The sequence below is a fragment of the Streptomyces sp. NPDC002588 genome (assembly GCF_040295925.1).
In the GTDB taxonomy this organism is placed as follows: domain Bacteria; phylum Actinomycetota; class Actinomycetes; order Streptomycetales; family Streptomycetaceae; genus Streptomyces.
Map to the genome: position 1 here is coordinate 53327 of NZ_JBEOWF010000015.1, position 25739 is coordinate 79065.

25 protein-coding genes and 2 pseudogenes are annotated in these 25739 nt (G+C 69.3%); 5 read left to right on the forward strand and 22 right to left on the reverse strand.

Translation table 11 applies throughout. The features are described 5' to 3' along the window. Positions 1-137: 137 nt before the first annotated feature. Positions 138-461, reverse strand: coding sequence for an STAS domain-containing protein (locus ABT057_RS18860; protein ID WP_352344196.1), 324 nt, complete (start codon positions 459-461; stop codon positions 138-140). Between the two features lie 417 nt (positions 462-878). On the opposite strand from ABT057_RS18860, the gene ABT057_RS18865 reads away from it, so the two are divergent. The 4 genes and pseudogenes from ABT057_RS18865 to ABT057_RS18880 all read left to right on the forward strand — a co-directional run bounded on the left by ABT057_RS18865 (position 879) and on the right by ABT057_RS18880 (position 5424). Beyond that, complete coding sequence (locus ABT057_RS18865) at positions 879-1451, forward strand: cob(I)yrinic acid a,c-diamide adenosyltransferase (RefSeq protein WP_352344197.1); 573 nt, start codon at positions 879-881, stop codon at positions 1449-1451. Positions 1452-1618: 167 nt separating this feature from the next. After that, positions 1619-2826 (forward strand): annotated as a pseudogene (locus tag ABT057_RS18870) (sensor histidine kinase). Next, positions 2823-3473, forward strand: a complete 651-nt coding sequence (locus ABT057_RS18875; protein ID WP_352344198.1) for a response regulator — start codon at positions 2823-2825, stop codon at positions 3471-3473. The pseudogene ABT057_RS18870 and the gene ABT057_RS18875 overlap by 4 nt, the downstream one beginning before the upstream one ends. 130 nt (positions 3474-3603) lie before the next feature. Beyond that, entirely contained in the window at positions 3604-5424 is a 1821-nt protein-coding gene (locus ABT057_RS18880) for a glycosyl hydrolase family 18 protein (RefSeq protein ID WP_352344199.1), read from the forward strand. A gap of 411 nt (positions 5425-5835) precedes the next feature. Here ABT057_RS18880 and ABT057_RS18885 read toward each other — a convergent pair whose 3' ends face one another. From ABT057_RS18885 to rpmE, 19 genes and pseudogenes are all read right to left on the reverse strand, one after another. Then, on the reverse strand, positions 5836-6282 hold the full coding sequence (locus ABT057_RS18885) for a DUF2550 domain-containing protein (protein WP_352344200.1): 447 nt from the start codon (positions 6280-6282) through the stop codon (positions 5836-5838). Between the two features lie 155 nt (positions 6283-6437). Beyond that, complete coding sequence (locus tag ABT057_RS18890; protein ID WP_053850769.1) at positions 6438-6812, reverse strand: F0F1 ATP synthase subunit epsilon; 375 nt, start codon at positions 6810-6812, stop codon at positions 6438-6440. Positions 6813-7027: 215 nt separating this feature from the next. Further along, positions 7028-8464: a F0F1 ATP synthase subunit beta gene (gene atpD / locus ABT057_RS18895; RefSeq protein ID WP_352344201.1), complete on the reverse strand. Its 1437-nt coding sequence runs from the start codon at positions 8462-8464 to the stop codon at positions 7028-7030. Further along, positions 8464-9405 carry a F0F1 ATP synthase subunit gamma gene (locus ABT057_RS18900; RefSeq protein ID WP_352344202.1) on the reverse strand — a complete coding sequence of 314 codons (942 nt, stop codon included), beginning with the start codon at positions 9403-9405 and terminating at the stop codon, positions 8464-8466. Before ABT057_RS18900 ends, atpD begins: the two co-directional genes overlap by 1 nt. Positions 9406-9426: 21 nt before the next feature. Then, positions 9427-11016, reverse strand: a complete 1590-nt coding sequence (atpA, locus tag ABT057_RS18905; protein ID WP_352344203.1) for a F0F1 ATP synthase subunit alpha — start codon at positions 11014-11016, stop codon at positions 9427-9429. Between the two features lie 126 nt (positions 11017-11142). Further along, positions 11143-11958 carry a F0F1 ATP synthase subunit delta gene (locus ABT057_RS18910; RefSeq protein WP_352344204.1) on the reverse strand — a complete coding sequence of 272 codons (816 nt, stop codon included), beginning with the start codon at positions 11956-11958 and terminating at the stop codon, positions 11143-11145. After that, positions 11955-12500 (reverse strand): F0F1 ATP synthase subunit B, encoded by a 546-nt coding sequence (locus ABT057_RS18915; RefSeq protein ID WP_352344205.1) that lies wholly within the window; start codon positions 12498-12500, stop codon positions 11955-11957. The genes ABT057_RS18910 and ABT057_RS18915 overlap by 4 nt, the downstream gene beginning before the upstream one ends. Before the next feature lie 36 nt (positions 12501-12536). Continuing rightward, a complete protein-coding gene (locus ABT057_RS18920) occupies positions 12537-12785 on the reverse strand; it encodes an ATP synthase subunit C-like protein (RefSeq protein WP_352344206.1) in 249 nt (82 codons plus the stop codon). Positions 12786-12857: 72 nt separating this feature from the next. Further along, on the reverse strand, positions 12858-13679 hold the full coding sequence (gene atpB / locus ABT057_RS18925; RefSeq protein ID WP_352344207.1) for a F0F1 ATP synthase subunit A: 822 nt from the start codon (positions 13677-13679) through the stop codon (positions 12858-12860). 225 nt (positions 13680-13904) lie between these two features. Further along, positions 13905-14360, reverse strand: coding sequence for a Cg1360 family ATP-synthase-associated protein (locus ABT057_RS18930; RefSeq protein WP_352344208.1), 456 nt, complete (start codon positions 14358-14360; stop codon positions 13905-13907). Between the two features lie 312 nt (positions 14361-14672). After that, on the reverse strand, positions 14673-15989 hold the full coding sequence (locus ABT057_RS18935; RefSeq protein ID WP_352344209.1) for an MraY family glycosyltransferase: 1317 nt from the start codon (positions 15987-15989) through the stop codon (positions 14673-14675). Between the two features lie 162 nt (positions 15990-16151). Beyond that, entirely contained in the window at positions 16152-17393 is a 1242-nt protein-coding gene (gene glyA, locus ABT057_RS18940; RefSeq protein ID WP_352344210.1) for a serine hydroxymethyltransferase, read from the reverse strand. A gap of 141 nt (positions 17394-17534) precedes the next feature. Further along, positions 17535-17762 (reverse strand): annotated as a pseudogene (locus ABT057_RS18945) (protein-tyrosine-phosphatase); the annotation flags it as partial. A gap of 102 nt (positions 17763-17864) precedes the next feature. Beyond that, positions 17865-18173, reverse strand: coding sequence for a hypothetical protein (locus ABT057_RS18950; protein ID WP_502973939.1), 309 nt, complete (start codon positions 18171-18173; stop codon positions 17865-17867). Between the two features lie 18 nt (positions 18174-18191). After that, on the reverse strand, positions 18192-18872 hold the full coding sequence (locus tag ABT057_RS18955; RefSeq protein ID WP_352344211.1) for an arsenate reductase/protein-tyrosine-phosphatase family protein: 681 nt from the start codon (positions 18870-18872) through the stop codon (positions 18192-18194). Then, entirely contained in the window at positions 18869-19516 is a 648-nt protein-coding gene (locus ABT057_RS18960) for an L-threonylcarbamoyladenylate synthase (RefSeq protein WP_352344212.1), read from the reverse strand. Before ABT057_RS18960 ends, ABT057_RS18955 begins: the two co-directional genes overlap by 4 nt. Positions 19517-19568: 52 nt before the next feature. Then, on the reverse strand, positions 19569-20408 hold the full coding sequence (prmC, locus tag ABT057_RS18965; RefSeq protein ID WP_352344331.1) for a peptide chain release factor N(5)-glutamine methyltransferase: 840 nt from the start codon (positions 20406-20408) through the stop codon (positions 19569-19571). A gap of 101 nt (positions 20409-20509) precedes the next feature. After that, on the reverse strand, positions 20510-21586 hold the full coding sequence (prfA, locus tag ABT057_RS18970; protein WP_352344213.1) for a peptide chain release factor 1: 1077 nt from the start codon (positions 21584-21586) through the stop codon (positions 20510-20512). A gap of 116 nt (positions 21587-21702) precedes the next feature. Beyond that, positions 21703-21927 (reverse strand): 50S ribosomal protein L31, encoded by a 225-nt coding sequence (rpmE, locus tag ABT057_RS18975; RefSeq protein ID WP_352344214.1) that lies wholly within the window; start codon positions 21925-21927, stop codon positions 21703-21705. A 158-nt stretch (positions 21928-22085) separates the two neighbouring features. On the opposite strand from rpmE, the gene ABT057_RS18980 reads away from it, so the two are divergent. Beyond that, positions 22086-22556, forward strand: coding sequence for a hypothetical protein (locus ABT057_RS18980; RefSeq protein WP_352344215.1), 471 nt, complete (start codon positions 22086-22088; stop codon positions 22554-22556). A 25-nt stretch (positions 22557-22581) separates the two neighbouring features. Here ABT057_RS18980 and ABT057_RS18985 read toward each other — a convergent pair whose 3' ends face one another. Both ABT057_RS18985 and ABT057_RS18990 read right to left on the reverse strand, forming a co-directional pair. Further along, positions 22582-23706, reverse strand: coding sequence for an LCP family protein (locus tag ABT057_RS18985; RefSeq protein WP_352344216.1), 1125 nt, complete (start codon positions 23704-23706; stop codon positions 22582-22584). Between the two features lie 167 nt (positions 23707-23873). Continuing rightward, complete coding sequence (locus ABT057_RS18990; protein WP_352344217.1) at positions 23874-25676, reverse strand: trypsin-like serine protease; 1803 nt, start codon at positions 25674-25676, stop codon at positions 23874-23876. Between the last annotated feature and the right edge of the window lie 63 nt (positions 25677-25739).

Sequence of the window (25739 nt, forward strand, 5' to 3'; positions counted from 1 at the left end):
CCGAGGGCGGGCAGACGAACCGTAAACCTTCGCACAGTATCTATGACAGCCCGGGGTGCCGCGCCGTCCGAGACGTCACAGTCCGGTGAGGATTGCCGCCCCGCGTACGTTTCGCCGCAGGTCGCCCCGTCTCCGGGTCAGACGTGGGGCAGGGACTCCACTCCGATGCCGCCCTCGATGGCCAGGATCCGGTGCAGGCGGGTGGCCACCAGCAGGCGTTGCATCTGCGGCGGCACGTCGCGCAGCACCAGGCGCCGGCCGCAGCGGCCGGCCCGGCGGTGGGCGCCCATGATGACGCCGAGTCCGGTGGCGTCCCAGGAGTCCAGTTCGGACAGGTCGAGCACCAGGTCGCCGACGCCGTCGTCCACGGCCGTGTGCAGGGCCGTGCGGGCGTCCGCCGCGCTGCGCACGTCGAGGCGGCCCCCGACGACCAGCTCGGCGTGGTCGCCCCTGATGTGCATAGCGCTCCCCTAAGCGTGCGTCTCGTGCTCCGCGGTGTGATGTCCGGTATTGCATGCTCTGACTGCGCGAAGCGGCCGGAGGTTGCCATCTGTGAGCGAACCGATACCGAATTCACCCGCAGGGGTGAGGCCCCTGGGGCCTGTGCGGTTTCAGTGCCTGCGGTTTCCGTGCTTGGAGTAAGCCCTGCCCGCTGTCGCGTCCGATGTCACCGGCGTCAACCCATCCGGCGCATCCGGACGCGGGTCGCTCCGTATGGCTCTCGGCGGGAGATTAGCGCTCGTGGGGCGCTGTGTGACCGGTTAGTAACGCGTCTCACGTCTCAGGGCGTGAGACGCCGGTCACGTCGTCAATTACTGTCCGTTTCGGGCGTGTTCCCACCGATTGGTGGCGGCACCCGAACGGTCTAGATTGGCCGCATGGTCAATCTGACACGCATCTACACGAAGACCGGCGACCAGGGCACCACCAACCTCGGCGACATGAGCCGGGTCGCCAAGACCGACCTCAGGATCGCCGCGTACGCCGACGTCAACGAGGCGAACGCGGTCATCGGTACGGCGATCGCGCTGGGCGGCCTGGCCGAGGAGGTCGCCAAGGTCCTCACCCGCGTCCAGAACGACCTGTTCGACGTGGGCGCGGACCTGTCGACACCGGTGGTGGAGAAGCCGAAGTTCCCCCCTCTGCGGGTCGAGCAGTCCTACGTCGACAAGCTGGAGGCGGACTGCGACCGCTTCAACGAGCGTCTGGAGAAGCTCCGCTCCTTCATCCTTCCGGGCGGCACGCCGGGCGCGGCCCTGCTCCACCAGGCCTGCACGGTCGTACGGCGCGCGGAACGGTCCACGTGGGCCGCCCTGGAGACCCACGCAGACTTGATGAACCCTCTCACCGCGACCTACCTCAACCGCCTCTCGGACCTGCTCTTCATCCTCGCCCGCACGGCCAACAAGGACGTCGGGGACGTGCTGTGGGTCCCGGGCGGGGAACGCTGAGGCCGACGGCAACAGCTCTCGGCGGCTGTCCGCGAGCACGTCCGCAAGGCCGGCGCGCGGTGCGTCGGCCGTCAGTGTGCGGCGCCCCGCGGTGCATCCTTCGATGTACTCGCGGACCCTTCTCCGGGGCCACGTGAAGGGGCGGTACGCCGTGTTGGATGGAGGGCATGGACCTGCGACGACTGCCTCGGCCGCATCGCTTCGACGTGTGCGTCGCGGTCGGCGGGCTGCTCGGCGGGCTGCTGCTGGTGGCCCTCCGGCTGGGCGTGCGGCCGTCCACCGATCCGGTCACGCTCTTCGACGGCCACTGGCCGGTCCTGGTACCGCTGGTCGTGATGTCCGGCTGCGAACTGCTCCGCCGGACGGCCCCCCGCACGGCCCTGCTCACCGGGACCGCCACGATCTGCGCCGACCTGGTGACGCAGGGCAATGTGGCCACGATCCTGATGTTCACCGACCTCGTCTACGCGGCCGTCCTGTACGGCCCGCCCGCCTCGGCCCGCCGCATCCCCTGGATCACCGGGCTGCTGACGGCGGCGGGGACGGTCGCGCCGTTCGCGGTGTGGCGGGTGCCGGAGGCGCCGTTGATCGGGGTGGTCATCGGCGTCGTCTCGTTCGGCCCGGCCGCCACCGGCTGGATCGTCCGGGACCACCGGGACGCCGCCGAGGCGGCCCGGCTGCGCGCCGAACAGACCGCGCTGCTGGCCGTGGGGGCACCTCCCATGCCCTTGAGGCAATGGGGGAGGACCGCTCGCAGGCGGTTCTCGCCGAACGGGCCCGGATGGCAAGGGAGTTGCACGACATGGTCGCCAACCACCTTTCAGCGATCGCCATCCACTCCACCGCCGCGCTGTCGATCGACGACCCGGACACCTCGCGGCGGGCGCTGACCGTCGTCCGGGAGAACAGCGTCGACGGCCTCGCGGAGATGCGGCGGCTGATCGGGATCCTGCGCGACGGCAGCGGGGACCACGAGCCCGCCCCGGCCGCCACGCTGGACGGCCTGGAGTCCCTGGTCACCGGCGCCCGCGCCAACGGGCTCGACGTCACCTGCGACATCGACCACGGCCGCGTCCCCGCCCCGGTGGAACTCGCCGCGTACCGGATCGTCCAGGAGTCACTGACCAACGCCCTCAAGCATGCCTGCCCCGGCCGGGTGACGGTCCGCCTCGTCCAGCGGGACCGGGTGCTGGACGTCCGGGTGAGCAGCCCCTACGGCCACCGGGACGGGCCGCGCGCCCCCGGCTCCGGTGCCGGTCTGGTCGGTATGCGGGAGCGCGTGGCACTGCTGGGCGGCACGTTCGAGGCGGGGCGCGAGGGCACGCGGTGGACCGTGCGCGCCGCGCTCCCCCTGACCGAAGGAGACCGTCCGTGAACCGTGCCATCCGGGTGCTCGTCGCCGAGGACCAGTCGGCCGTCCGCGCGGGGCTCGTCCTCATCCTGGGCAGTGCGCCCGACATCGAGGTGGTCGGCGAGGCGGCCGACGGCGAGCAGGCGGTGGCGCTCGCGCGCGAACTACGGCCGGATCTGGTCCTGATGGACGTGCAGATGCCGCGTCTGGACGGGGTGGCCGCGACCCGGCAGGTGGTCGGCGAGGGGCTCGCGGACGTCCTCGTGCTCACCACCTTCGACCTCGACGAGTACGTGTTCGGGGCGCTCAGGGCGGGGGCGGCCGGGTTCCTGCTGAAGAACACCGAGGCGCGGGATCTGCTGGCGGCCGTGCGCACGGTGGCCGGCGGCGAGGGGCTGATCGCGCCGGCCGTGACCCGTCGGCTGATCGCCGAGTTCGCCGCGCGTCCGGCCCGTGAACCGGCCGCCGACCCCGCCGTCCTCGACGGGCTCACCCGGCGCGAGCGCGAGGTGCTGGCCTGTCTCGGGCAGGGCCTGTCCAACGCGGGGATCGCCGAGCGGCTCGACATGGCGGAGGCGACGGTCAAGACGCACGTCAGCCGGTTGCTGGGCAAGCTGGCACTGCGCAGCCGGGTCCAAGCCGCCGTATTGGCACAGGAGTTGGGGATCTAGAGGTTTAAAGTCCGGCGTTGCCCGGTGGTGGTCCAGACCTATTGACCCATGGTCCAGACCTTTCTATTCTCGCGGCAACGTGGGCGTGAAGGCTCAGTCGCGCCCCCCAACTCCCCATAGGAGGCGCGGAATGCGCTTCAGACACAGAGCCGCGGCAGGATTCGCGACGCTGTTGCTCCCGCTGGCCGGACTGGTCGGCCTCGCGAGCCCCGCCCAGGCCGCGACGACCGCCACCGCCACCTACACGAAGACCCAGGACTGGGGCACCGGCTTCGAGGGCAAGTGGACGGTGCAGAACACCGGTACCACCGCCATCAGTTCATGGACGGTGGAGTGGGACTTCCCCTCGGGCACGTCCGTCACCTCCGCCTGGGACGCCGACGTCACCTCCTCCGGCACCCACTGGACCGCCAAGAACAAGTCCTACAACGGCTCGATCGCCCCCGGCGCCTCCGTCTCCTTCGGCTTCAACGGCGCGGGCACCGGCTCGCCCTCCAACTGCAAGCTGAACAACGACAGTTGCGACGGCACGACGGTCCCGGGCGACGCCGCCCCCTCGGCGCCCGGCACCCCCACCGCCTCCGGCGTCACCGACACCTCGGCGACACTGGCCTGGTCCGCCGCCACCGACGACAAGGGCGTCAAGAACTACGACGTCCTGCGCGACGGCGCCAAGATCGCCACCGTGACGACGACCTCGTACACGGACACCGGCCTCACGGCCGGCACCGACTACTCCTACACCGTCCAGGCCCGTGACACCGCCGACCAGACGGGCCCGGTCAGCGGCGCGGTCGCCGTCCACACCACCGGCGGCACCAATCCCCCGACCACGGGCTCCAAGGTCAAGCTCGGCTACTTCACCGAGTGGGGCATCTACGGCCGTAACTACAACGTCAAGAACCTGGTGACCTCCGGGTCCGCCGCCAAGATCACGCACATCAACTACGCCTTCGGCAACGTGACCAACGGCCAGTGCGCGATCGGCGACTCCTACGCCGACTACGACAAGGCCTTCACCGCCGACCAGTCCGTCAGCGGTGTCGCCGACACCTGGGACCAGCCGCTGCGCGGCAACTTCAACCAGCTGCGCGAACTGAAGGCCAAGTACCCGAACATCAAGATCCTGTGGTCCTTCGGCGGCTGGACCTGGTCCGGCGGCTTCGCCCAGGCCGCGGCGAACCCGGCCGCCTTCGCCCAGTCCTGCTACAACCTGGTCGAGGACCCGCGCTGGGCCGACGTCTTCGACGGCATCGACATCGACTGGGAGTACCCGAACGCCTGCGGTCTGTCCTGTGACACCAGCGGGGCGGCGGCCTACAAGAACCTGATGCAGGCCCTGCGCGCCAAGTTCGGCACGGGCAACCTGGTCACTGCGGCCACCACGGCCGACGGCTCCACCGGCGGCAAGATCGACGCCGCCGACTACGCGGGCGCCTCGAGCTACGTCGACTGGTACAACGTGATGACGTACGACTTCTTCGGCGCCTGGGCCGCCCAGGGCCCGACCGCCCCGCACTCCCCGCTCACCTCCTACAGCGGCATCCCGACGGCCGGCTTCACCACGGCCGACGCGATGGCCAAGTTCAAGGCGAAGGGGGTCCCGGCGAGCAAGCTGCTCATCGGCATCGGCTTCTACGGCCGCGGCTGGACCGGCGTCACCCAGGACGCCCCGGGCGGCACCGCCACCGGGGCCGCGGCGGGCACCTACGAGCAGGGCATCGAGGACTACAAGGTCCTCAAGACGTCCTGCCCGGCCACCGGCACCATCGCCGGCACGGCCTATGCGCACTGCGGCAGCAACTGGTGGTCGTACGACACCCCGGCCACCATCGGTACGAAGATGGCGTGGGCCAAGACCCAGGGTCTCGGCGGCGCGTTCTTCTGGGAGTTCAGCGGTGACACCAGCAACGGAGAGCTGGTGAGCGCCATCAACAGCGGGCTGGGCTGATCCTCCGCCCCTTCCGCGCCCCCGCCGCGGCCGGCCTCCGGGCCGGTCCGCGGCGGACCATTTCCGCGCGCCCCTCGCGCCCCCGGCGTACGCGGCACCGGGCCGATCGGCCCCGACCGGCAGGCCGATCGGCCGGTGGGAGAAGGCCTGTGACCGGGCACGATGTGTGTCTCAACAGTGAACGGCACGGCTCACTCGGGGGTAAGCGTTGAAGCGCAGGCACAACAACAGGTCCGTCCGGTCCCGCGGGGGCAACCGGCAGCCCCGGCCCATGGCGGCGACCGCCGGGGTGTTCACCGGAGCGGCGATCTCGGTCCTTCTGACCGCCTCGCCCGTCAACATCACGGTGACCTCGGGACCCGAACCCCGCACAGTCGTGGTCAGCCAACAGGACTTACAACGCCCGGTATGTCAGGCGACGTTGACCCGCTGACCGGGCGGGGCCGCCTCCAGCCAGGCGAGGAAACCGGTCAGCGCGTCCTCGCTCATGGCGAGTTCGAGCCGGGTGCCCCGGTGGGTGCAGGCGAGGATCACCGCGTCGGACAGCAGCGCCAACTCCTCCTCACCGTCGGGCAGCCGGCGGCCGGCCACCTCGATGGAGGCACGCTCCAGGACCCGGCGGGGGCGGTAGGCGTAGGAGAAGACGCGGTACCACTCGATGCGGTCGCCATTGTAGCGGGCGACTCCGTAGCTCCAGCCTTTTCCGCTCGGGTCCGGTTTCTCGGGGACGTCCCAGCGCAGGGAACAGTCGAAGGTGCCGCCGGAGCGCTGGATGAGTCTGCGGCGCAGACCGAAGACGAACAACCCCAGCACCACCAGGGCCACGACGATTCCGCACACAGTCAGAGCGAGGACCATCGACACCGACCTCCTCGTCTCCTAGATGCCGAACACAGGTAAATTTAGGTCACGGAACGGAAAAAACATCCATATCTGCCTCAGCCGCGGTCGGCTCCGGATTCCTCCGGTGCCGACCGCGGCTGAGTGACGTCACAGAGCTCCGCGCCGGGTTGTCAGCGCGTGGCCGCCGCACGCAGTCGTACGTCCGCGCGGCGCTCGGCGGCGGCGTCGCCCTCCGCCTTCGCGCGCTCGAGCTCGCGCTCCGCGCGCTGGACGTCGATCTCGTCCGACAGCTCGGCGATCTCGGCCAGCAGCGACAGCTTGTTGTCCGCGAACGAGATGAAACCGCCGTGCACCGCGGCGACGACCGTTCCACCATCACTCGTACGGATGGTCACCGGGCCCGACTCCAGCACACCGAGCAGCGGCTGGTGACCGGGCATGACGCCGATGTCGCCGGACGTGGTGCGCGCGACGACCAGGGTGGCCTCGCCGGACCAGACCTCTCGGTCGGCCGCGACCAGCGCGACGTGCAGCTCAGCAGCCAAGGTGGCTCCTCGGGTCACCACCCGGCGGCCTCGCCGGGTGTTGGTTACAAGTCTAGTGGGGCTCCGGGCAACAATTTGCCGGGGGCCGCTCCCCGGCTTTTCGGCTGGGGGTCTGGGGGTTGTCCCCCAGGCAATGCAGCGTGGGCGTGGAAGAGGGGGCGGGACGCGCCCGCCCCCTCACACGAACTCAGAGCTCAGAACTCAGAGGTTCGAGTTCAGGAGACGCCCAGCTCCTTGGCGTTGGCCTTGAGGTCCTCGATGCCGCCGCACAGGAAGAACGCCTGCTCCGGGAAGTGGTCGTACTCGCCGTCGATGATCGCGTTGAACGCGGTGATCGACTCGTCCAGCGGCACGTCCGACCCGTCGACGCCGGTGAACTGCTTGGCGACGTGGGTGTTCTGGGACAGGAAGCGCTCCACACGACGGGCACGGTGGACGGTGAGCTTGTCCTCCTCGCCGAGCTCGTCGATACCGAGGATCGCGATGATGTCCTGGAGGTCCTTGTACTTCTGCAGGACCGTCTTGACGCGCATCGCCGTGGCGTAGTGGTCCGCCGCGATGTAGCGCGGGTCCAGGATGCGGGACGTGGAGTCCAGCGGGTCCACGGCCGGGTAGATGCCCTTCTCGGAGATCGGACGGGAGAGCACCGTCGTCGCGTCGAGGTGGGCGAAGGTGGTGGCCGGGGCCGGGTCGGTCAGGTCGTCCGCGGGGACGTAGATCGCCTGCATCGAGGTGATCGAGTGACCACGGGTCGAGGTGATGCGCTCCTGGAGGAGACCCATCTCGTCGGCCAGGTTCGGCTGGTAACCCACCGCGGAGGGCATCCGGCCGAGCAGGGTCGAGACCTCGGAGCCGGCCTGGGTGAAGCGGAAGATGTTGTCGATGAAGAACAGCACGTCCTGCTTCTGCACATCGCGGAAGTACTCCGCCATGGTCAGACCCGCGAGGGCCACCCGCAGACGGGTGCCCGGGGGCTCGTCCATCTGGCCGAAGACGAGGGCGGTCTTGTCGATGACGCCCGAGTCCGCCATCTCCTCGATGAGGTCGTTGCCCTCACGGGTGCGCTCGCCGACACCGGCGAACACGGAGACACCGTCGTGGTTGTTGGCGACGCGGTAGATCATCTCCTGGATGAGCACCGTCTTGCCGACGCCGGCGCCGCCGAACAGACCGATCTTGCCGCCCTTGACGTACGGGGTGAGCAGGTCGATGACCTTGACGCCGGTCTCGAACATCTCGGTCTTCGACTCGAGCTCGTCGAAGTTCGGGGCCTTGCGGTGGATGGACCAGCGCTCGCCGTCGTACTTCTCGTCGACGTTCAGCACCTCACCGAGGGTGTTGAACACCTTGCCCTTGGTGAAGTCGCCGACCGGGACGGTGATGCCCGTGCCGGTGTCGGTGACCGGGGCCTGGCGGACCAGACCGTCGGTGGGCTGCATCGAGATCGTGCGGACCAGGCCGTCACCCAGGTGCTGGGCGACCTCCAGGGTCAGCGTCTTCTTCGCGCCGTCCTGGGCCGGGTCGGCCACCTCGACGTGAAGGGCGTTGTAGATCTCCGGCATGGCGTCGACGGGGAATTCCACGTCGACGACCGGGCCGATGACCCGGGCGACGCGGCCCGTGGCAACGGCCGTCTCAACTGTCGTCGTCATTACCTGTCACTCCCCGCGGTCGCGTCGGCCAGGGCTGCGGAGCCACCGACGATCTCGCTGATTTCCTGGGTGATTTCGGCCTGGCGGGCCGCGTTGGCAAGGCGGGAGAGCGTTTCGATGAGCTCTCCGGCGTTGTCGGTCGCCGACTTCATCGCGCGCCGCGTGGCGGCGTGCTTCGAGGCTGCCGACTGGAGGAGAGCGTTGTAGACGCGGCTCTCCACATAGCGCGGCAGAAGGGCGTCGAGGACGTCCTCCGCCGAGGGCTCGAAGTCGTAGAGCGGAAGGATCTCGCCCTGCGGCTTCGCCTCCTTGGCACCCGCGGCGCCAGCCGCTGATGTCACAGCGTCGAGGCTGAGCGGCAGCAGACGGTCGTCGAGGGCCGTCTGCGTCATCATCGAGACGAACTCGGTGAAGACGATGTGGATCTCGTCCACGCCGCCGTCCGCCGTGTCCTTCTCGATGGCCTCGATCAGGGGGGCCGCGACCTTCTTGGCGTCCGCGTACGTCGGCTCGTCCGTGAAGCCCGACCACGACTGGACGACCTTGCGCTCACGGAAGTTGTAGTGCGCGAGACCACGCCGGCCGACGATGTACGTGTCGACCTGCCTGCCCTCGGCCTCGAGGCGCTCCGTCAGCTGCTCCGCGGCCTTGATGGCGTTGGAGTTGAAGGCGCCGGCGAGACCGCGGTCGCTCGTCAGGAGCAGCACCGCGGACCGCACGACCGTCTCGGCCTGGGTGGTCAGCGGGTGCTTCGTGTTCGAGCCGGTGCCGACCGCCGTGACCGCGCGGGTGAGTTCGGTCGCGTACGGCGTGGAGGCCGCCACCTTGCGCTGCGCCTTGACGACACGCGAGGCGGCGATCATCTCCATCGCCTTGGTGATCTTCTTGGTCGCGGTGACGGATCGGATGCGACGCTTGTAGACCCGGAGCTGGGCTCCCATGAGTCAGGTCCCTTCCTTACGTCACTTGGCCGCGGCCGGGGCGTCCTCGCCGAGAAGCTTGCCGTCCGAGGTCTCGAACTGCTTCTTGAACTCGGCGATGGCGTCGGCAACAGCGGTGAGGGTGTCGTCCGACATCTTCGCGCCCTCCTTGATGGAGGTCATGAGGCCCTGCTCCTTGCGGTGCAGGTACTCCAGGAGCTCCTTCTCGAAGCGGCGGATGTCGGCGACCGGGACGTCGTCCATCTTGCCGGTGGTACCGGCCCACACGGAGACGACCTGGTCCTCGGTCGGCATCGGCTGGTACTGAGGCTGCTTGAGCAGCTCGACCAGACGCTGCCCGCGCTCCAGCTGCGACTTCGACGCGGCGTCCAGGTCGGAACCGAAGGCTGCGAACGCCTCCAGCTCGCGGTACTGGGCGAGGTCGAGGCGGAGGCGGCCGGAGACCTGCCGCATGGCCTTGTGCTGGGCGGAGCCACCGACGCGGGAGACCGAGATACCGACGTTCAGGGCCGGACGCTGACCGGCGTTGAACAGGTCGGACTCCAGGAAGCACTGGCCGTCGGTGATGGAGATGACGTTGGTCGGGATGAACGCCGAGACGTCGTTGGCCTTGGTCTCGACGATCGGCAGACCGGTCATCGAGCCCTTGCCCAGCTCGTCGGAGAGCTTCGCGCAGCGCTCCAGCAGACGGGAGTGCAGGTAGAAGACGTCGCCCGGGTAGGCCTCGCGGCCCGGCGGGCGGCGCAGCAGCAGCGACACGGCGCGGTAGGCGTCGGCCTGCTTCGACAGGTCGTCGAAGATGATCAGGACGTGCTTGCCCTCGTACATCCACTGCTGGCCGATGGCCGAGCCGGTGTACGGCGCCAGGTACTTGAAGCCGGCCGGGTCGGACGCCGGGGCGGCGACGATGGTCGTGTACTCCAGCGCGCCGGCCTCCTGGAGGGCACCACGCACGGAGGCAATGGTCGAGCCCTTCTGGCCGATGGCGACGTAGACGCAGCGGACCTGCTTGTTCACGTCACCGGAGCGCCAGTTGTCGCGCTGGTTGATGATCGTGTCGACGGCCAGGGCGGTCTTGCCGGTCTGGCGGTCACCGATGATCAGCTGACGCTGGCCACGGCCGATCGGGGTCATCGCGTCGACGGCCTTGTAGCCGGTCTCCATCGGCTCGTGCACCGACTTACGGGCCATGACGCCCGGAGCCTGCAGCTCCAGGGCGCGGCGGCCGGACGTCTCGATCTCGCCGAGGCCGTCGATCGGGTTGCCGAGCGGGTCGACGACGCGGCCGAGGTAGCCCTCGCCCACCGCGACGGAGAGGACCTCGCCGGTACGGGTGACCGGCTGCCCCTCCTCGATGCCGCTGAACTCGCCGAGCACGACGGTACCGATCTCACGCTCTTCGAGGTTGAGCGCGAGACCGAGGGTGCCGTCCTCGAACTTCAGCAGTTCGTTGGCCATGGCCGAGGGAAGACCCTCGACCTTCGCGATGCCGTCGCCGGCAAGGGTGACCGTACCGACCTCCTCGCGCGAGGCCGCGTCCGGCTTGTACGACTGGACGAAGTTCTCCAGCGCGTCCCGGATCTCCTCCGGCCGGATCGTGAGCTCCGCCATCTGGGTTCCCTGCTCTCCTTGTTGGGCCCGAAGTTTCTTAGGGGGTCTGGGGGCGACCCCCAGGATTCTTCTGCACGGCCCAACCAGGGCCGCTTGCGTACGTACTGCTGCGTTATTGCGTTGCTGTCAGCTCGCCATGCGGCGGGCGGCGTCCTCGAGGCGGTCCGCGAGGGAGCCGTTGATCACTTCGTCGCCGACCTGCACCCGGATTCCGCCGACGACGTCGGGGTCCACGTCGAGGTTCAGGTGCATCTGGCGGCCGTAGAGCTTCGCGAGGGCGGCGCCGAGGCGTCGCTTCTGCGTGTCGCTCAGCGGCACGGCCGATGTGACGACGGCCACGACGCGGTCGCGACGCTCAGCGGCGAGCTTGGACAGGGACTCGAGTCCCGCTTCCAGGCTACGTCCACGCGGCGCGGCCACAAGGCGCGTCACCAACCGCACGGTGGCCGCGTCGGCACGGCCGCCGAGCAGGCTGCGCAGCAGCTCGCCCTTGGCCGGGGCGGTGGCCTTCCGGTCGGTCAGTGCGGCACGCAGCTCGGTGGAGGAGGAGACGATCCGCCCGAAGCGGAACACCTCGTCCTCGACGTCGTCCAGCGCGCCGGCCTTCTGGGCGGCGGTGAGGTCGGCGATGTTCGCCAGCTCCTCCAGCGCGTCCACCAGGTCGCGCGACTGCGACCAGCGGGAGCGCACCAGACCGGCCACCAGGTCGGCGGTGGTGCCGCTGACCTGGCCGCCGAGCAGACGCTGGGCAAGCTGGGCCTTGGCCTCACCGGCCTGCGCCGGGTCGGTGAGAACCCGGCGCAAGCCGACCTCGCGGTCGAGCAGCGCGGTGACGGCGGCCAGCTCGTCGGCGAGCGTACCCGCGTCCGCGGACGTGGAGTCCGTCAGCGCGTCGAGACGCTCACGTGCGGCTGCCAGGGCCTCGCGGCTCGCTCCGTTCATCGCGACGCCTCGGCCTTCTCCTCGAGCTCGTCGAGGAAGCGGTCGATGACGCGGCTCTGGCGGGCGTGGTCCTCGAGGGACTCGCCGACGAGCTTGCCGGCCAGTTCGGTGGCGAGCTTGCCGACGTCCTGACGCAGCGCGGACGCGGCGGCCTTGCGGTCGGCCTCGATCTGCGAGTGACCGGCGGCGACGATCTCCTCGCGCTGCCGCTGGCCTTCCGCGCGCATCTCGGCGATGAGCGTGGCGCCCTGCTCCTGAGCCTCCTGGCGCAGGCGCGCGGCCTCGTGGCGGGCCTCGGCGAGCTGAGCCTTGTACTGCTCGAGCACGCTCTGGGCCTCGGTCTGAGCGGCCTCTGCCTTCTCGATACCGCCCTCGATCGCCTCGCGGCGCTCGTCCAGAACCTTGTTGATGTTCGGGAGGAGCTTCTTGGCGAGGAAGCCGAAGACGATGACGAAGGCGATCAGGCCGATCACGAGCTCCGGAATCGGCGGGATGAGCGGGTTTTCCGCTTCCTCAGCCGCCAGCTGAACCAGGGGGCTCATATCAGTGCCTTTCGTCGAAAGGGGCGGTCCGACGGATCAGGAGGTCGGGTAGACGAACGGCATGACCAGACCGATCAGGGCGAGCGCCTCACAGAAGGCGAAGCCGAGGATCTGGTTGGCGCGGATCAGACCGGCAGCCTCGGGCTGACGGGCGAGCGCCTGGGTGCCGTTACCGAAGATGATGCCGACGCCGACGCCCGGGCCGATCGCGGCGAGGCCGTAACCGATCGAGCCGAGGTTGCCCTTGATCTGGACGGCAGCAAGGGTCTCGTGGAGAGCGGACATGCCGGTTCTTCCTTCTCTTTCAAGGACCGGTGGGGGTTGGCCACCGGATGTCTGGTTGGGGTTCGGGCCGGCTCAGTGGTGCTCGGCGAGCGCGCCCTGGATGAAGCTGCAGGTCAGCAGGACGAAGACATAGGCCTGCACGGCCTGGATGAAGAGCTCGAAGGCCGTCATCACGAGGACCATCACGAACGAGACGGCGGAGTAGGCGATGCCGATGCCGTTCAGCATGTACCAGCTGGCGATCGTGAAGAGCAGCAGGAGGGTGTGACCGGCGAACATGTTCGCGAAGAGTCGGACGGCGTGAGTGAAGGGCCGCACGAGGAGGTTCGAGAACAGCTCGATCGTCATCGACAGCGGGAGGACCGCGCCGAGGGACTTGTCGTAGCCGGTGAAGTTCTTCCAGGCGCCGACGAAGCCCTGGCGCTTGAAGGTCAGCGACACCCACACGATGTAGACGATGCCGGCGAGGACCGCGGGGTAGGAAATGATCGCGGTGACCGGGAACTGGGCGATCGGGATGATCGACCAGAGGTTCATCATCCAGACGAAGAAGAAGAGCGAGACGACGAGCGGGACGTACTTCTCGCCTTCCTTCTTGCCGATGGTCTCGTAGACGACGCCGCGGCGGACGAAGTCGTAGCCGGCCTCGGCGACCATCTGGAGCTTGCCGGGGACGACCTTCGGGCGGGCGAACGCGGCCCAGAAGAAGCCGACGATGATGATCGAGCCGAGCAGTGCCAGCAGCATCGTCTTGTTGAAGTACGAGTTGCCGTCCGCATCGCCGAAGAGCGGCTCGAACAGGAACGAGTGCAGGCCCGGAGCCGGGAAGCCACAACCGTCGAACAGGTGGCAGTCGGTCTCGAAAGCGAGCACCTGCGTCGGGTCAGCACTCACCGCGGGCTCCTTCGTCGTGGCGCATAGGTACGGCAACCTCGTTGTGTCGGCGCGGCGTTCGGCCGCGTTTCGGCACGGGACTGGTGTTTCGGATGTGGGGGCGGCTTGGGGGCATCTCGCCTCGCGATTGAGCAGGCGTCAGCTCGGATGCCCGCGCCCGCGATGCCGCAGTTGGCACCGGACGATAGCAGGATCTCTCAGACGTCTTTATCCCGGCCCTACCCCTCACGACGAGTGCCCCGATTTTTCGGACTTCTCACTCTTCGAGGAGGTGGCAGAAGCGGCCGAATCGGGTTCGACGTAAAGGATCTTGGCCTTCATGTGGGCGCGCGTCTGGGCGGCGATCCACGCGAGGGTGGCGACGACGAGCGTGACGGCGAAGGCCCGGGGGTTGAACAGCGTGGTGTTCTTGAACGCGGCCATGAAGACGAACAGCAGCAGGAGCTGCGCCGCGTAGAGCATCAGGCCCATGGCCTGGAACAGCTGCGGAAGTGATTTGGCGGTGCGCTGCAGGACGTAGAGACCGATCCCCATGAACGCGATCACGATCACCGTGCCGACGACGGCTCCGATGGCTCCTTTGCCGCCCGCGACCACACCGCTGACGACGGCGGCGATCGCACCGACGGCGACAGTGGGCACGGCGGCCTGGGCCAGGATCCGGACGTCGTTGGACGGCATGGCGGCAACTCCGCATTCAATGGGGGCAGGGGTGTCGTCATGGACGAGCGTAGTCCCGGTCCGAGGGGCGAAAGACCTCACGCCTACCTCGCTCCGAAGGTCCGTCGCACCACGGTCCTTCGGCTGCGTCCGGGGTTCTCGTGAACCGTATCACAAACTATTTGATGAGGTCTTTACCTGGATGCTGTGCTCGCTGTCACACATGAGAGTGACAGTGCGCGTCTGTGCAGAAACAGCGCCGACATGTCTGGTATTGGGGAGCTTTGCCCGGCGACCACTCCCCCACGACTTGGCAATGCTCTAGTCAGATTCTTACCTTGCCGACCGCGAACGAGGGCCCACGGCGGTCGCTCCATTGACCCCGGAGACCCCGACCACCACGGGCGTACGCGGCTGCGGCTCGGATTCGCCCGCCTCCCCGGAGAGGGCGACCGCGGCCTCGGCCGCGAGGCCGGCGGCCCGGCGGCGGCGGTAGCGCGGCGGCACGAACGCCTCGGCCCAGCGCGGGGTACGGGGCGTGAAGCGCGGCAGCAGGAGCAGCACGAGGCCGATCGCGCTGAGGATCACCACGCCGAGGACGATCCACATGGCGCCCGCGTTCACCGAGTAGGTGAGCGTGCCGAACGCGATCAGCGCCGACCAGAAGTACATGATCAGCACCGCGCGGCTGTGCGAGTGGCCGATCTCCAGCAGCCGGTGGTGCAGATGCCCGCGGTCGGCGGCGAACGGCGACTGGCCGCGCCAGGTACGGCGGACGATCGCCAGGATCAGGTCGGCGGCCGGGATCGCGATGATCGTCAGCGGCATCACCAGCGGGATGTAGACCGGCACCATCTGGTGGACCGAACTGCGCTCGGAGTTCGTGTACAGGTTCATCAGGTCCGGGTCGACCTGGCCCGTGACGGAGATCGCGCCCGCGGCCAGCACCAGCCCGATCAGCATCGAGCCCGAGTCGCCCATGAAGATCCGCGCGGGGTGCATGTTGTGCGGCAGGAAGCCCAGGCACATACCCATCAGGATCGCCGCGAACAGCGTGGCGGGGGCGGCGGCCTCGATGCCGTACGAGTACCAGATGCGGTAGGCGTACATGAAGAACGCGGCCGACGCGATGCACACCATTCCGGCCGCGAGGCCGTCGAGACCGTCGACGAAGTTCACCGCGTTGATCGTGATGACGACCAGTGCGACGGTCAGCAGGGTGCCCTGCCACTGGGTGAGCGCGACCGTGCCGACACCCGGGATGGGCAGCCACAGGATCGTCAGACCCTGCATGACCATCACGCCCGCGGCGATCATCTGGCCGCCCAGCTTGATCAGGGCGTCGATCTCGAACTTGTCGTCCAGAACGCCGATCAGCCAGATGAGCGCCGCGCCGGAGAGCAGCGCCCGGGGCTCGTTCGACTTCTCGAAGACCTCGTTGAGGTTCGTCAGGTGGTCCGCGACCAGCAGACCCGCGCACAGCCCGAAGAACATGGCGATCCCGCCGAGCCGCGGAGTGGGTTCCCGGTGCACGTCACGGGCCCTGATCTCCGGCATCGCTCCGGCCACGATCGCGAACTTCCGTACCGGCCCTGTCAGCAGATACGTCACCGCGGCCGTGATGCAGAGCGTCAGCAGGTATTCACGCACGGGCTTCCCCACAGGTCTCGCTGGCCATCTCAGCCCCACACCCTAGCGATCGACTCACACGCGGCGCATATGTGTGGGGACATCCGGGTAGCGACGATGGTTGCACGTGTGGCTGTGAGTTCGGGTGCGCAGGGGGGCGTACGGGTCTGCGTCTACCCCGTTTCACCCGGGATACGGCGGAAAGGCCGTGGCCAGTTCTCGCACCTCCTCACGTGCCCGTTTCCCCTCCACCTGACCGCGCAGCACACTCCCGACGAGCGCCGCGACGCCCGGCATCTCCTGCTCCCGCATGCCCTGCGTGGTCACCGCGGCCGTGCCCAGCCGCAGCCCGCGGGCGTCGGCGTGAGGTAGGGCACAGCAGTCCAGGACGATGCCGGCGGCCGCGAGCAGCCCGCGCGCGGCCCGCCCGTCGAGACCGAGGGGTGCCGGGTCGACGGTGATGAGATGCGTGTCCGTCCCCCCGGTCGTCACCGCGAGCCCCTGCTCCGCCAGCCGCCGCGCGAGAACCCTCGCATTGGCGACCACCTGATGGGCGTACGCGGAGAACGCCGGTGTCGCCGCCTCCCCGAACGCGACCGCCTTCGCGGCGATGGTGTTCATCTGCGCACCGGCCTGGGTGAAGGGGAACACCGCCCGGTCGACCCGCTCCGCCAGCTCGTGCCCGCACAGCAGCATTCCGCCGCGCGGGCCCCGCAGCACCTTGTGCGTGGTCGCGCAGACGACGTCGGCGTACGGCACCGGGCTGGGCGCCGCTCCCCCCGCGACCAGTCCGATCGGATGGGCCGCGTCGGCGATGAGCGCGGCGCCGGCCTCGTCGGCGACCTCCCGGAAGAACGCGTAGTCGATGTGGCGCGGATAGGAGATGGACCCGCACACGATCGCCTTGGGCCGATGACTGCGGGCGAGCGTCCGCACCTGCTCGTAGTCGATCAGGCCGGTCTCCGCGTCCACCCCGTACGGCACGAAGTCGAACCAGCGCCCGGAGAAGTTGGCCGGCGAGCCGTGGGTGAGATGGCCGCCGTACGGCAGCCCGAGCGCGAGCACGGTGTCACCGGGCCGCAGCAGCGCGGCATACGCGGCGAGCACCGCCGACGACCCCGAATGGGACTGCACATTGGCGTGCTCGGCCCCGAACAACGCCTTGGCCCGCTCCACGGCGAGCCGCTCCGCGACGTCCACGATCTCGCAGCCGCCGTGATGACGGGCCCCCGGATACCCCTCCGCGTACTTGTTGGCGAGCGGCGAGCCGAGCGCGGCCAGCACGGCGGGCGAGGTGAAGTTCTCGGCGGCGATCAGCTGCAGCGTCGACGCCTGCCGCTCCCCCTCCCCCAGCACGATCTCGGCCATCTCCGGATCCTGCCGACGCAGGACATCGACCGCGGCAGGGGCATGAGTGACCGACATGACGGACTCCGGGGCGTCGACGGTGACGTATGTCCAATGTAGGCCGCGGCGGGTGGCTGTGCCCTGTGTCTGCCGCTGTAGCCGAGACGGGCACAGCCGACAGCACCGCACGCCCCTCCGAACGACCCCACCCCGGCCCGCCTACATCCGCGCCGGAACCCCCGTGAGCGCCGTCACCACCGGATCCAGCGCCTGATGTATCTCATCCCCGATCGAACGGAAGAACGGCAACGGCGCCCCGTACGGGTCGTACACCTCGTCCGCCTCCAACGTCGGCGCCAGCAGCCACCCCCGCAACGCCGCAGCCGCCCGCACCAACGCCCGCGCCCGCATCACCACACCCTCCTCCAAGGGAGGCAGGGTCGCCGGGACCCGGTCCCAGACGCGTCCCTCGCACCGCTCGGCCCCGGAGGGCCTCACAGGCAGCGGACCGCTGCGGCGGACTCCGTCCACCGGCCCACCCCGGCCCGCCTACATCCGCGCCGGAACCCCCGTGAGCGCCGTCACCACCGGATCCAGCGCCTGATGTATCTCATCCCCGATCGAACGGAAGAACGGCAACGGCGCCCCGTACGGGTCGTACACCTCGTCCGCCTCCAACGTCGGCGCCAGCAGCCACCCCCGCAACGCCGCCGCCCGCACCAACGCCCGCGCCCGCATCACCACACCCTCCTCCAAGGGGGGCAGGGTCGCCGGGACCCGGTCCCAGACGCGTCCCTCGCACCGCTCGGCCCCGGAGGGCCTCACAGGCAGCGGGCCGCTGCGGCGGACTCCGTCCACCGGCCCACCCCGGCCCGCCTACATCCGCGCCGGAACCCCCGTGAGCGCCGTCACCACCGGATCCAGCGCCTGATGTATCTCATCCCCGATCGAACGGAAGAACGGCAACGGCGCCCCGTACGGGTCATACACCTCGTCCGCCTCCAACGTCGGCGCCAGCAGCCACCCCCGCAACGCCGCAGCCGCCCGCACCAACGCCCGCGCCCGCATCACCACACCCTCCTCCAAGGGAGGCAGGGTCGCCGGGTCGATCGCGTTGACCAGGCGGGTGAACTCCTTGAGGGTGAAGGTCCGCAGGCCCGCCGAGTGGCCCATGGAGATGACCTGGGCGCGGTGGTCGCGGGTCGCGGTCAGGACCAGGTCGGCCATGATGACGTGCTCGTCGAGCAGTTCACGGCCGACGAACCCGGAGGCGTCCGCGCCGAAGTCGGCCAGCACGGTCTCCGCGTTGGCCTCCATCGGCGCGCCCTCGTGGCCCCAGGTGCCCGCGCTCTCCACGATCAGCCCGCCGCCCAGGATCCCGAGCCGCTGCGACACGAAATGCCGGGTCAGCCGCTCGGTGATCGGCGAGCGGCAGACGTTGCCGGTGCTGACGTGGAGGATGCGGAAGCTGTCGCGCGGAAGCCCGACGAACGTGGTCGTGATCTCCGCGGCACTTTCCCCGTTGCCTATGCCACGCCCCGCGTCAGGGGCTGTCAATTCGCCACCTCGAGGTCGGGTACGACCTTCCGCAGCTCGTCCGCGGAGATCGCCCCCTCGCGCAGCAGCAGCGGGATCTCGCGGCTGACGTCGACGATCGAGGAGGGGACGTTGCCCGGGGTCGGGCCGCCGTCGAGGTAGACGGAGACGGAGTCGCCGAGCATCTCCTGCGCGTAGTCGCAGTTCTCCGGTGCGGGGTGACCCGTGAGGTTCGCCGAGGAGACCGCCATCGGGCCGACCTCGGTCAGCAGTTCGATGGCGACCGGATGCAGTGGCATGCGCACGGCAACCGTGCCCCGGGTGTCGCCCAGGTCCCACTGCAGCGACGGCTGGTGCTTGGCGACGAGGGTGAGCGCACCCGGCCAGAAGGCGTCGACCAGTTCCCAGGCCAGCTCGGAGAAGTCCGTGACCAGCCCGTGCAGGGTGTTCGGGGAGCCGATGAGGACGGGGGTGGGCATGTTGCGGCCCCGGCCCTTGGCCTCGAGCAGATCGCCGACTGCCTCCTTGGAGAACGCGTCGGCCCCGATGCCGTAGACGGTGTCGGTCGGAAGGACGACGAGCTCGCCACGGCGGACGGCGGACGCGGCCTCGCGCAGACCGGTCACACGGTCGGTCGCGTCGTTGGTGTCGTATCGCCGAGCCATGTCTAGCGGGCCTCCTCGTGCACGTACTGCTGGACGGAAGTCTGGTGGGTGTTCACGGCATCGCCCGGCGGGCGGTCGCGAAGCGGGGGCGGTTGTTGAGGTCCGGGTGATCGGCCGCGTCGGCCCAGCCCCGCTCCTCGGTGAAGATCCACGGCACCTGGCCGCCCTGGGTGTCGGCGTGCTCGATCACGACGACACCGCCCGGGCGCAGGAGCCGGTGCGCGGTGCGTTCCAGACCCCGGATGAGGTCGAGGCCGTCCTCACCGGAGAACAGGGCCATGTCGGGGTCGTAGTCCCGCGCCTCGGGAGCGACGTACTCCCATTCGGTGAGGGGGATGTACGGAGGGTTGGAGACGACCAGGTCGACGTGGCCGTCGAGGTCACGGAAGGCGTCCAGGGCGTTGCCCTGGCGCAGGTCCACCCGGGACCCCTCCATGTTCTTGCGTGTCCACACGAGGGCGTCCTCGGACAGCTCCACGGCGTGCACCCGCGAGCGAGGGACCTCCTGGGCGAGGGCGAGCGCGATGGCACCGGAGCCCGTGCACAGGTCGACGATGCGGGGCTCCACGACGTCCATGGCGCGTACGGCGTCTATGGCCCAGCCGACGACCGACTCGGTCTCGGGCCGCGGGACGAAGACACCCGGGCCGACCTGGAGCTCCAGGTAACGGAAGTAGGCCCGCCCGGTGATGTGCTGCAGCGGCTCGCGCTGTTCACGCCGGGCGATGACCTCCCAGTAGCGGGCGTCGAAGTCGGAGTCCCGCACGGAGTGGAGTTCGCCGCGCTTCACGCCGTGCACGAACGCGGCGAGCTCCTCCGCGTCGTTGCGCGGCGAGGGCACGCCGGCGTCGGCCAGCCGCTGGGTGGCCTGAGCTACCTCAGCGAGCAGCAGACTGCGGGTGCTTGGGGGTCGCCCCCCAAATGAGTGCTGCACGCAAGTCCTCCGTGTCGTACTTGTCTGTCCGTGGGTGCCTCTTACGCCTCGTACGCCTCTTATGCGGCCGCGAGCTTCGCGGCCGAGTCCGCGTCGACGCAGGCCTGGATCACCGCGTCGAGGTCGCCGTCCAGGACCTGGTCCAGGTTGTACGACTTGAAGCCGACGCGGTGGTCCGAGATGCGGTTCTCCGGGAAGTTGTACGTGCGGATCTTCTCGGAGCGGTCGACGGTGCGGACCTGGCTGCGGCGGGCGTCGGCGGCCTCCCGCTCCGCCTCCTCCTGCGCCGCCGCGAGGAGCCTGGAGCGCAGGATACGCATCGCCTGCTCCTTGTTCTGCAGTTGGCTCTTCTCGTTCTGGCAGGAGGCGACGACTCCGGTGGGGATGTGCGTGATGCGCACGGCGGAGTCGGTGGTGTTGACGGACTGTCCGCCGGGCCCGGAGGAACGGTAGACGTCGATGCGGAGGTCGTTCGGGTTGATCTCGACGTCGACCTCCTCGGCCTCGGGGGTCACCAGAACACCGGCCGCCGACGTGTGGATACGGCCCTGGGACTCCGTCGCCGGCACCCGCTGCACGCGGTGCACGCCGCCCTCGTACTTCAGCCGCGCCCAGACCCCCTGCCCGGGCTCGGTGGCGCCCTGGCCGCCCTTGGTCTTCACGGCGACCTGGACGTCCTTGTAGCCGCCGAGTTCGGACTCGGTGGCGTCGATGATCTCGGTCTTCCAGCCGACGCGCTCGGCGTACCGGAGATACATGCGCAGGAGGTCACCGGCGAACAGGGCCGATTCGTCGCCGCCCGCCCCCGCCTTGATCTCCAGGATGACGTCCTTGTCGTCGGACGGGTCCCGGGGCACGAGGAGGAGCCGCAGCTTCTCCGTCAGTTCCTCGCGCTGCTTCTCCAGGATCTTGACCTCGGCGATGAAGTCGGGGTCGTCGGCGGCGAACTCGCGCGCGGTCTCGATGTCGTCGCCGGTCTGCTTCCAGGAGCGGTACGTGGCGACGATCGGGGTGAGCTCGGCGTAACGCTTGTTCAGCTTGCGCGCGTTCGCCTGGTCGGCGAACACCGACGGGTCGGCGAGCTTCTTCTCCAGGTCGGCGTGTTCTCCGACCAACTCCTCGACGGCCTCGAACATGGTGGGCTCCTGTACTGCTGTGCTGCGCGGAAAAAAGGGAAGGCGAACGACCAAAAACGCCGGTCCCGGGCGCACCCCGAGCGGGGCGCGACCGTGGACCGGCGAAATGGGGCTCGCTACTTCTTGGAGCCGGCGGCAGCCTTGCCGAAGCGGGCCTCGAAGCGGGCCACACGGCCACCGGTGTCGAGGATCTTCTGCTTGCCCGTGTAGAACGGGTGGCACTCGGAGCAGACGTCGGCGCGGATGGAACCGCTCTCGATCGTGCTGCGGGTGGTGAACGAGGCGCCACAGGTGCAGCTGACCTGCGTCTCGACGTACTCGGGGTGGATCTCGCGCTTCAAGGTGTCTCCTAGTTTCGGGAGGGCGCCGGGTCGCCGTCGCGGGATACGAGAGCGTGAACCGGAGCCGACGTACCAGTCTGCCAGGACTGGCCGCATCCCCCAAAACCGGGGCGGGCGGCGAACTATTCCCGGGGGACCGGGAGCGGGAGGATACGGGGATGAGTTACTCGCTGCGGGCCGTGATCACCGGCCCCGACGTGCTGCGGGACATCGCGCGGGAGGTACCCGCCGCGCGTTCGGCGCCGCTCGCGCAGGGCCTGTCGCTGCTGCCGATGACGGAGGACCTGTTCGACTCCGTCACGAACGGCGACGCCACGCGCCCGCTGGGCTTCCACTGGCTCCCGGGCGGCTTCGACGGCCGTCTGGCCGCCTGGTCGGCGGCGGGCCCGGTGGCCTTCGTGGAGGCCGACTTCTTCGGCGGGGTGGGCGAACAGCGGGCCGCCGTGTGGGCCGGAGGCCGGCTCGTGCTGGGGCCGCTGGACGTCGGGGAGGACGACCCCTTCCCGCCCGCGGGCAGCCCGATCTCGCAGGCCCTGCGCCGCCTCGGCGTGGCCGCCCCGGCCGGCGAGGACGAGTTCTCGGCCGTCGGCCTGGGCCGCCACCGCCACAGCGAGCGCTGGCTCTCCTGACGCCCCGCGGGCCGTCGGCAGCCGTCTACGACGACGACGTCACGACCCCCGCCGCCTCGCCCGTCGCGTTGCCCTTCGTGGCCGACTTCGGGATCTGCTCGTCGTTCTTCAGGGCCGTCCAGACCTGCTTGGCCTTGGACTTGAGGACGATGACGCGGTTGGGGTCGGCCGGGTCGTACTCGACCGGCATCGTGACCATGTGCATCTTCGAGGCGCTGATGCCCTTCAGCCCGTTCGCGAAGGACATCAGGGAGTTGGCCGAGCCGAGGTCGGAGTCGGTGGTCACCGCCTTGGTCGCGGTGTCGGCGAGGTCGTACAGCTTCTTCGGGCTGGTCAGGACGCCGACGTGCTTCACCTGGTCGACCAGCGCCTTGATGAAGGCCTGCTGGAGCTGGATGCGGCCGAGGTCGGAGCCGTCGCCGACGCCGTGCCGGGTGCGGACCAGACCGAGGGCCTGCTGCCCGTCGAGGGTGTGCGTGCCTGCCTTGAGCTTCAGGTGACTGTCGGGGTCGTCGATCGCCTTGGTGGTGGTGACCTCCACCCCGCCCAGTTCGTCGATCAGCTTCTCGAAGCCGGAGAAGTCGACCTCGAGATAGTGGTCCATCCGGATGCCGGTGATCGACTCGACCGTCTTGACCGCGCAGGCGGCGCCGCCCGTCGAGTACGCCGTGTTGAACATCACCGCGGACGCGGCGTCGTGCTTGTCGCCCTTGGTGTCCGTGCAGGCGGGACGGTCGATGAGGGTGTCACGGGGGATGGAGACCACGCTCGCGGCCTTGTGGCCTTTGTACACATGGATGATCATCGCCGTGTCGGAGCGGGCGCTGCCGTCGTCGGTGCCGCCGCCGAGCTTCTTGTTCGAGCCGGAGCGGCTGTCCGAGCCGAGGACGAGGATGTTCTCCGAGCCGTCGTCGATCTTCGTGGGCCGGGCGCTGCCCAGCGCCTGGTCGATGTCGACGCTCTTGATGTTGCCGTTGAGCTTGAAGTAGAGATAGCCCGCGCCGGTGCCGCCCAGCACGATGATGCCCGCGGCCGTCCATGCCATGACCAGCAGCCCCTTGCGCCTTCCCCGCTGTCTGCGGTGGCGCGGTCCCTTACCGCTGTCGGCGCCGCCCGGTATGCCGGGCTCCGGTGTGCTCTCGGCGGCCATGTGCTCCTCTGTTCTCGTGCGACCTCACCATCGTCACTCCGCCAGGTCAGACGGGGAAACTCGGGACAGGGTTGCACAACGCTCTGTGCCCGATCTCGGGCAGATCAGGCACAGAGCGTGCGCGGGTGAGCGAGGCGTACCCCGCTCACCTGCGTTTTCGGCCGAGCTCAGCCGAAGAGGTCGTACTGCTTGAAACTGGTACCGAGCGACACCCTTGTGGCAAAGATCTCGCTGGTGGCCTTTCCGGTCCCCTTGTACAGATAGAGCGTGCCGCCGGGCGTACGGGCCAGGAAGTCGGCCTTGCCGTCGCCGTTGACGTCACCGACGGCGTCGAAGGCGTTGTACGTCGAGCTGCTCCACGTCCGCACCTTGACGCGGGCCGAGAACGCGGCCGAGCCGGCCTTGCCGGTGCCCTTGTAGAGGTAGACCGCGCCGGTGCTCTTGTTGCGGGCGATCAGGTCGGTACGGCCGTCGTTGCTGAAGTCGCCGTGGCCGCGCAGCAGGTTGTACTGGTTCCAGCCCCCGCCGAACCGCACCCGCGAGGCGAACGTGCCGTTGCCCTTGCCCGGGTAGATCCACAGGACGCCCGCCGAGTCGACGGAGAGCACGTCCGGCAGCTGGTCGCCGGTGACGTCACCGGGGGCGACGATCTGCAGCCGGGTCTTCCAGTTGTCGCCGATGAGCTTGCTGCTCCACGAGTTCGTGGACGGCACGTAATGCCACCAGAAGACGTCGCCGTCGGAGCTGCGGCGCCGGATGAAGTCCTGGTAGCCGTCCCGGTCGAGGTCCGTCTGCAGGATCAGGTTCCAGCCGTTGAACGAGCCCCAGGACTGGCGGGCGGCCAGCGAGGTGCCCTTGGAGTCCAGCTCGTAGCCCGTCTTCGTGGAGGAGTTGCGCACGAACACGTCGGCCTTGTGGTCACCGCTGATGTTGGTGTCGTCGACTCGCGGATAGGCGGCCGAGACGTACGTGGTGAGCTTGGTGAACACGCTGTACGCGCCCGCCTCCACGCAGTCCTTCACGCCCCAGGACACCACGCCCACGACCTTGCCGCCGACCACCAGCGGGCCACCGGAGTCGCCGTTGCAGGCGGAGGTGGTGCCGGTGTCCGAGCCGGTGGCGGGCTGGCCCGCGCACACCATGTGGTTCGCGATGAAGTCGGAACCGTAGTAGCCCGAGCAGGTGGCGTTGGACTGGATCGGCAGGTCGGCCGTCTTCAGGACGTCCGAGATGTCCTGGCTGGTGGAGCTGGTGCGGCCCCAGCCGTAGACCTTCGCGGTGGTGCCGGCCGTGTACGAAGCGGTGTCACCGGAGGTCGTCATCGGGATCGGCTTCGCCTTGACCGGGTTCGGCAGCGTCAGGACGGCGAGGTCGTTGTCGATGGTGTTCTCGTTGTACGACGGGTGGTTCCACTGCCGCCAGACACCGCTGGCGGTGCCGCCGTGCAGGTCGATGTTGCCGCTGGAGTCCTCGGACAGCAGCTGCGCGGTGCCGGTGATGACGGCGCCGTGGGCCTTCCAGTTGTAGCCCGCGACGCAGTGCGAGGCGGTCAGGATCTTCGTCGGGGCGATGACCGCGCCCCCGCAGAAGAAGCCGATGTCGTCGCTGGTCGTGGTGGTGCCCCGGTCGTCGCCGTACCAGAGCTGGGCCATCCACGGCGCGTTGGTGATGGTCGTGGTGGTGCCACCGATGATCTTCGGGTCGACGCTCGCGGACCCCGTGCTCGCGCTGAGGGCGGCCTTCGAGGTCTCCCCCGCGGTGTCGTCACCGGCCAGCGCGGTGGCCATGCGCGCCTCGAGCTCGGCGGCCGTCGGCGCGCTCTGGCTGGGTTTCGGCGATGCGGTGGCCGCGTCCGCGGACGTGGTCAGCAACGCACCGGCGACGGCGGCGGCCAGACCGGCCGCGGCGATGGGCAGGGCCAGGCGTATCCGGCGTCTGTGCCGACCGCTCGCAGGCGTGGGTGTTCCCACTCGAGTCCCCCCTCGGGATCAGGAAGTCGCAAATCGGTACGGCCTCGAATAGCCGTCCGAAGG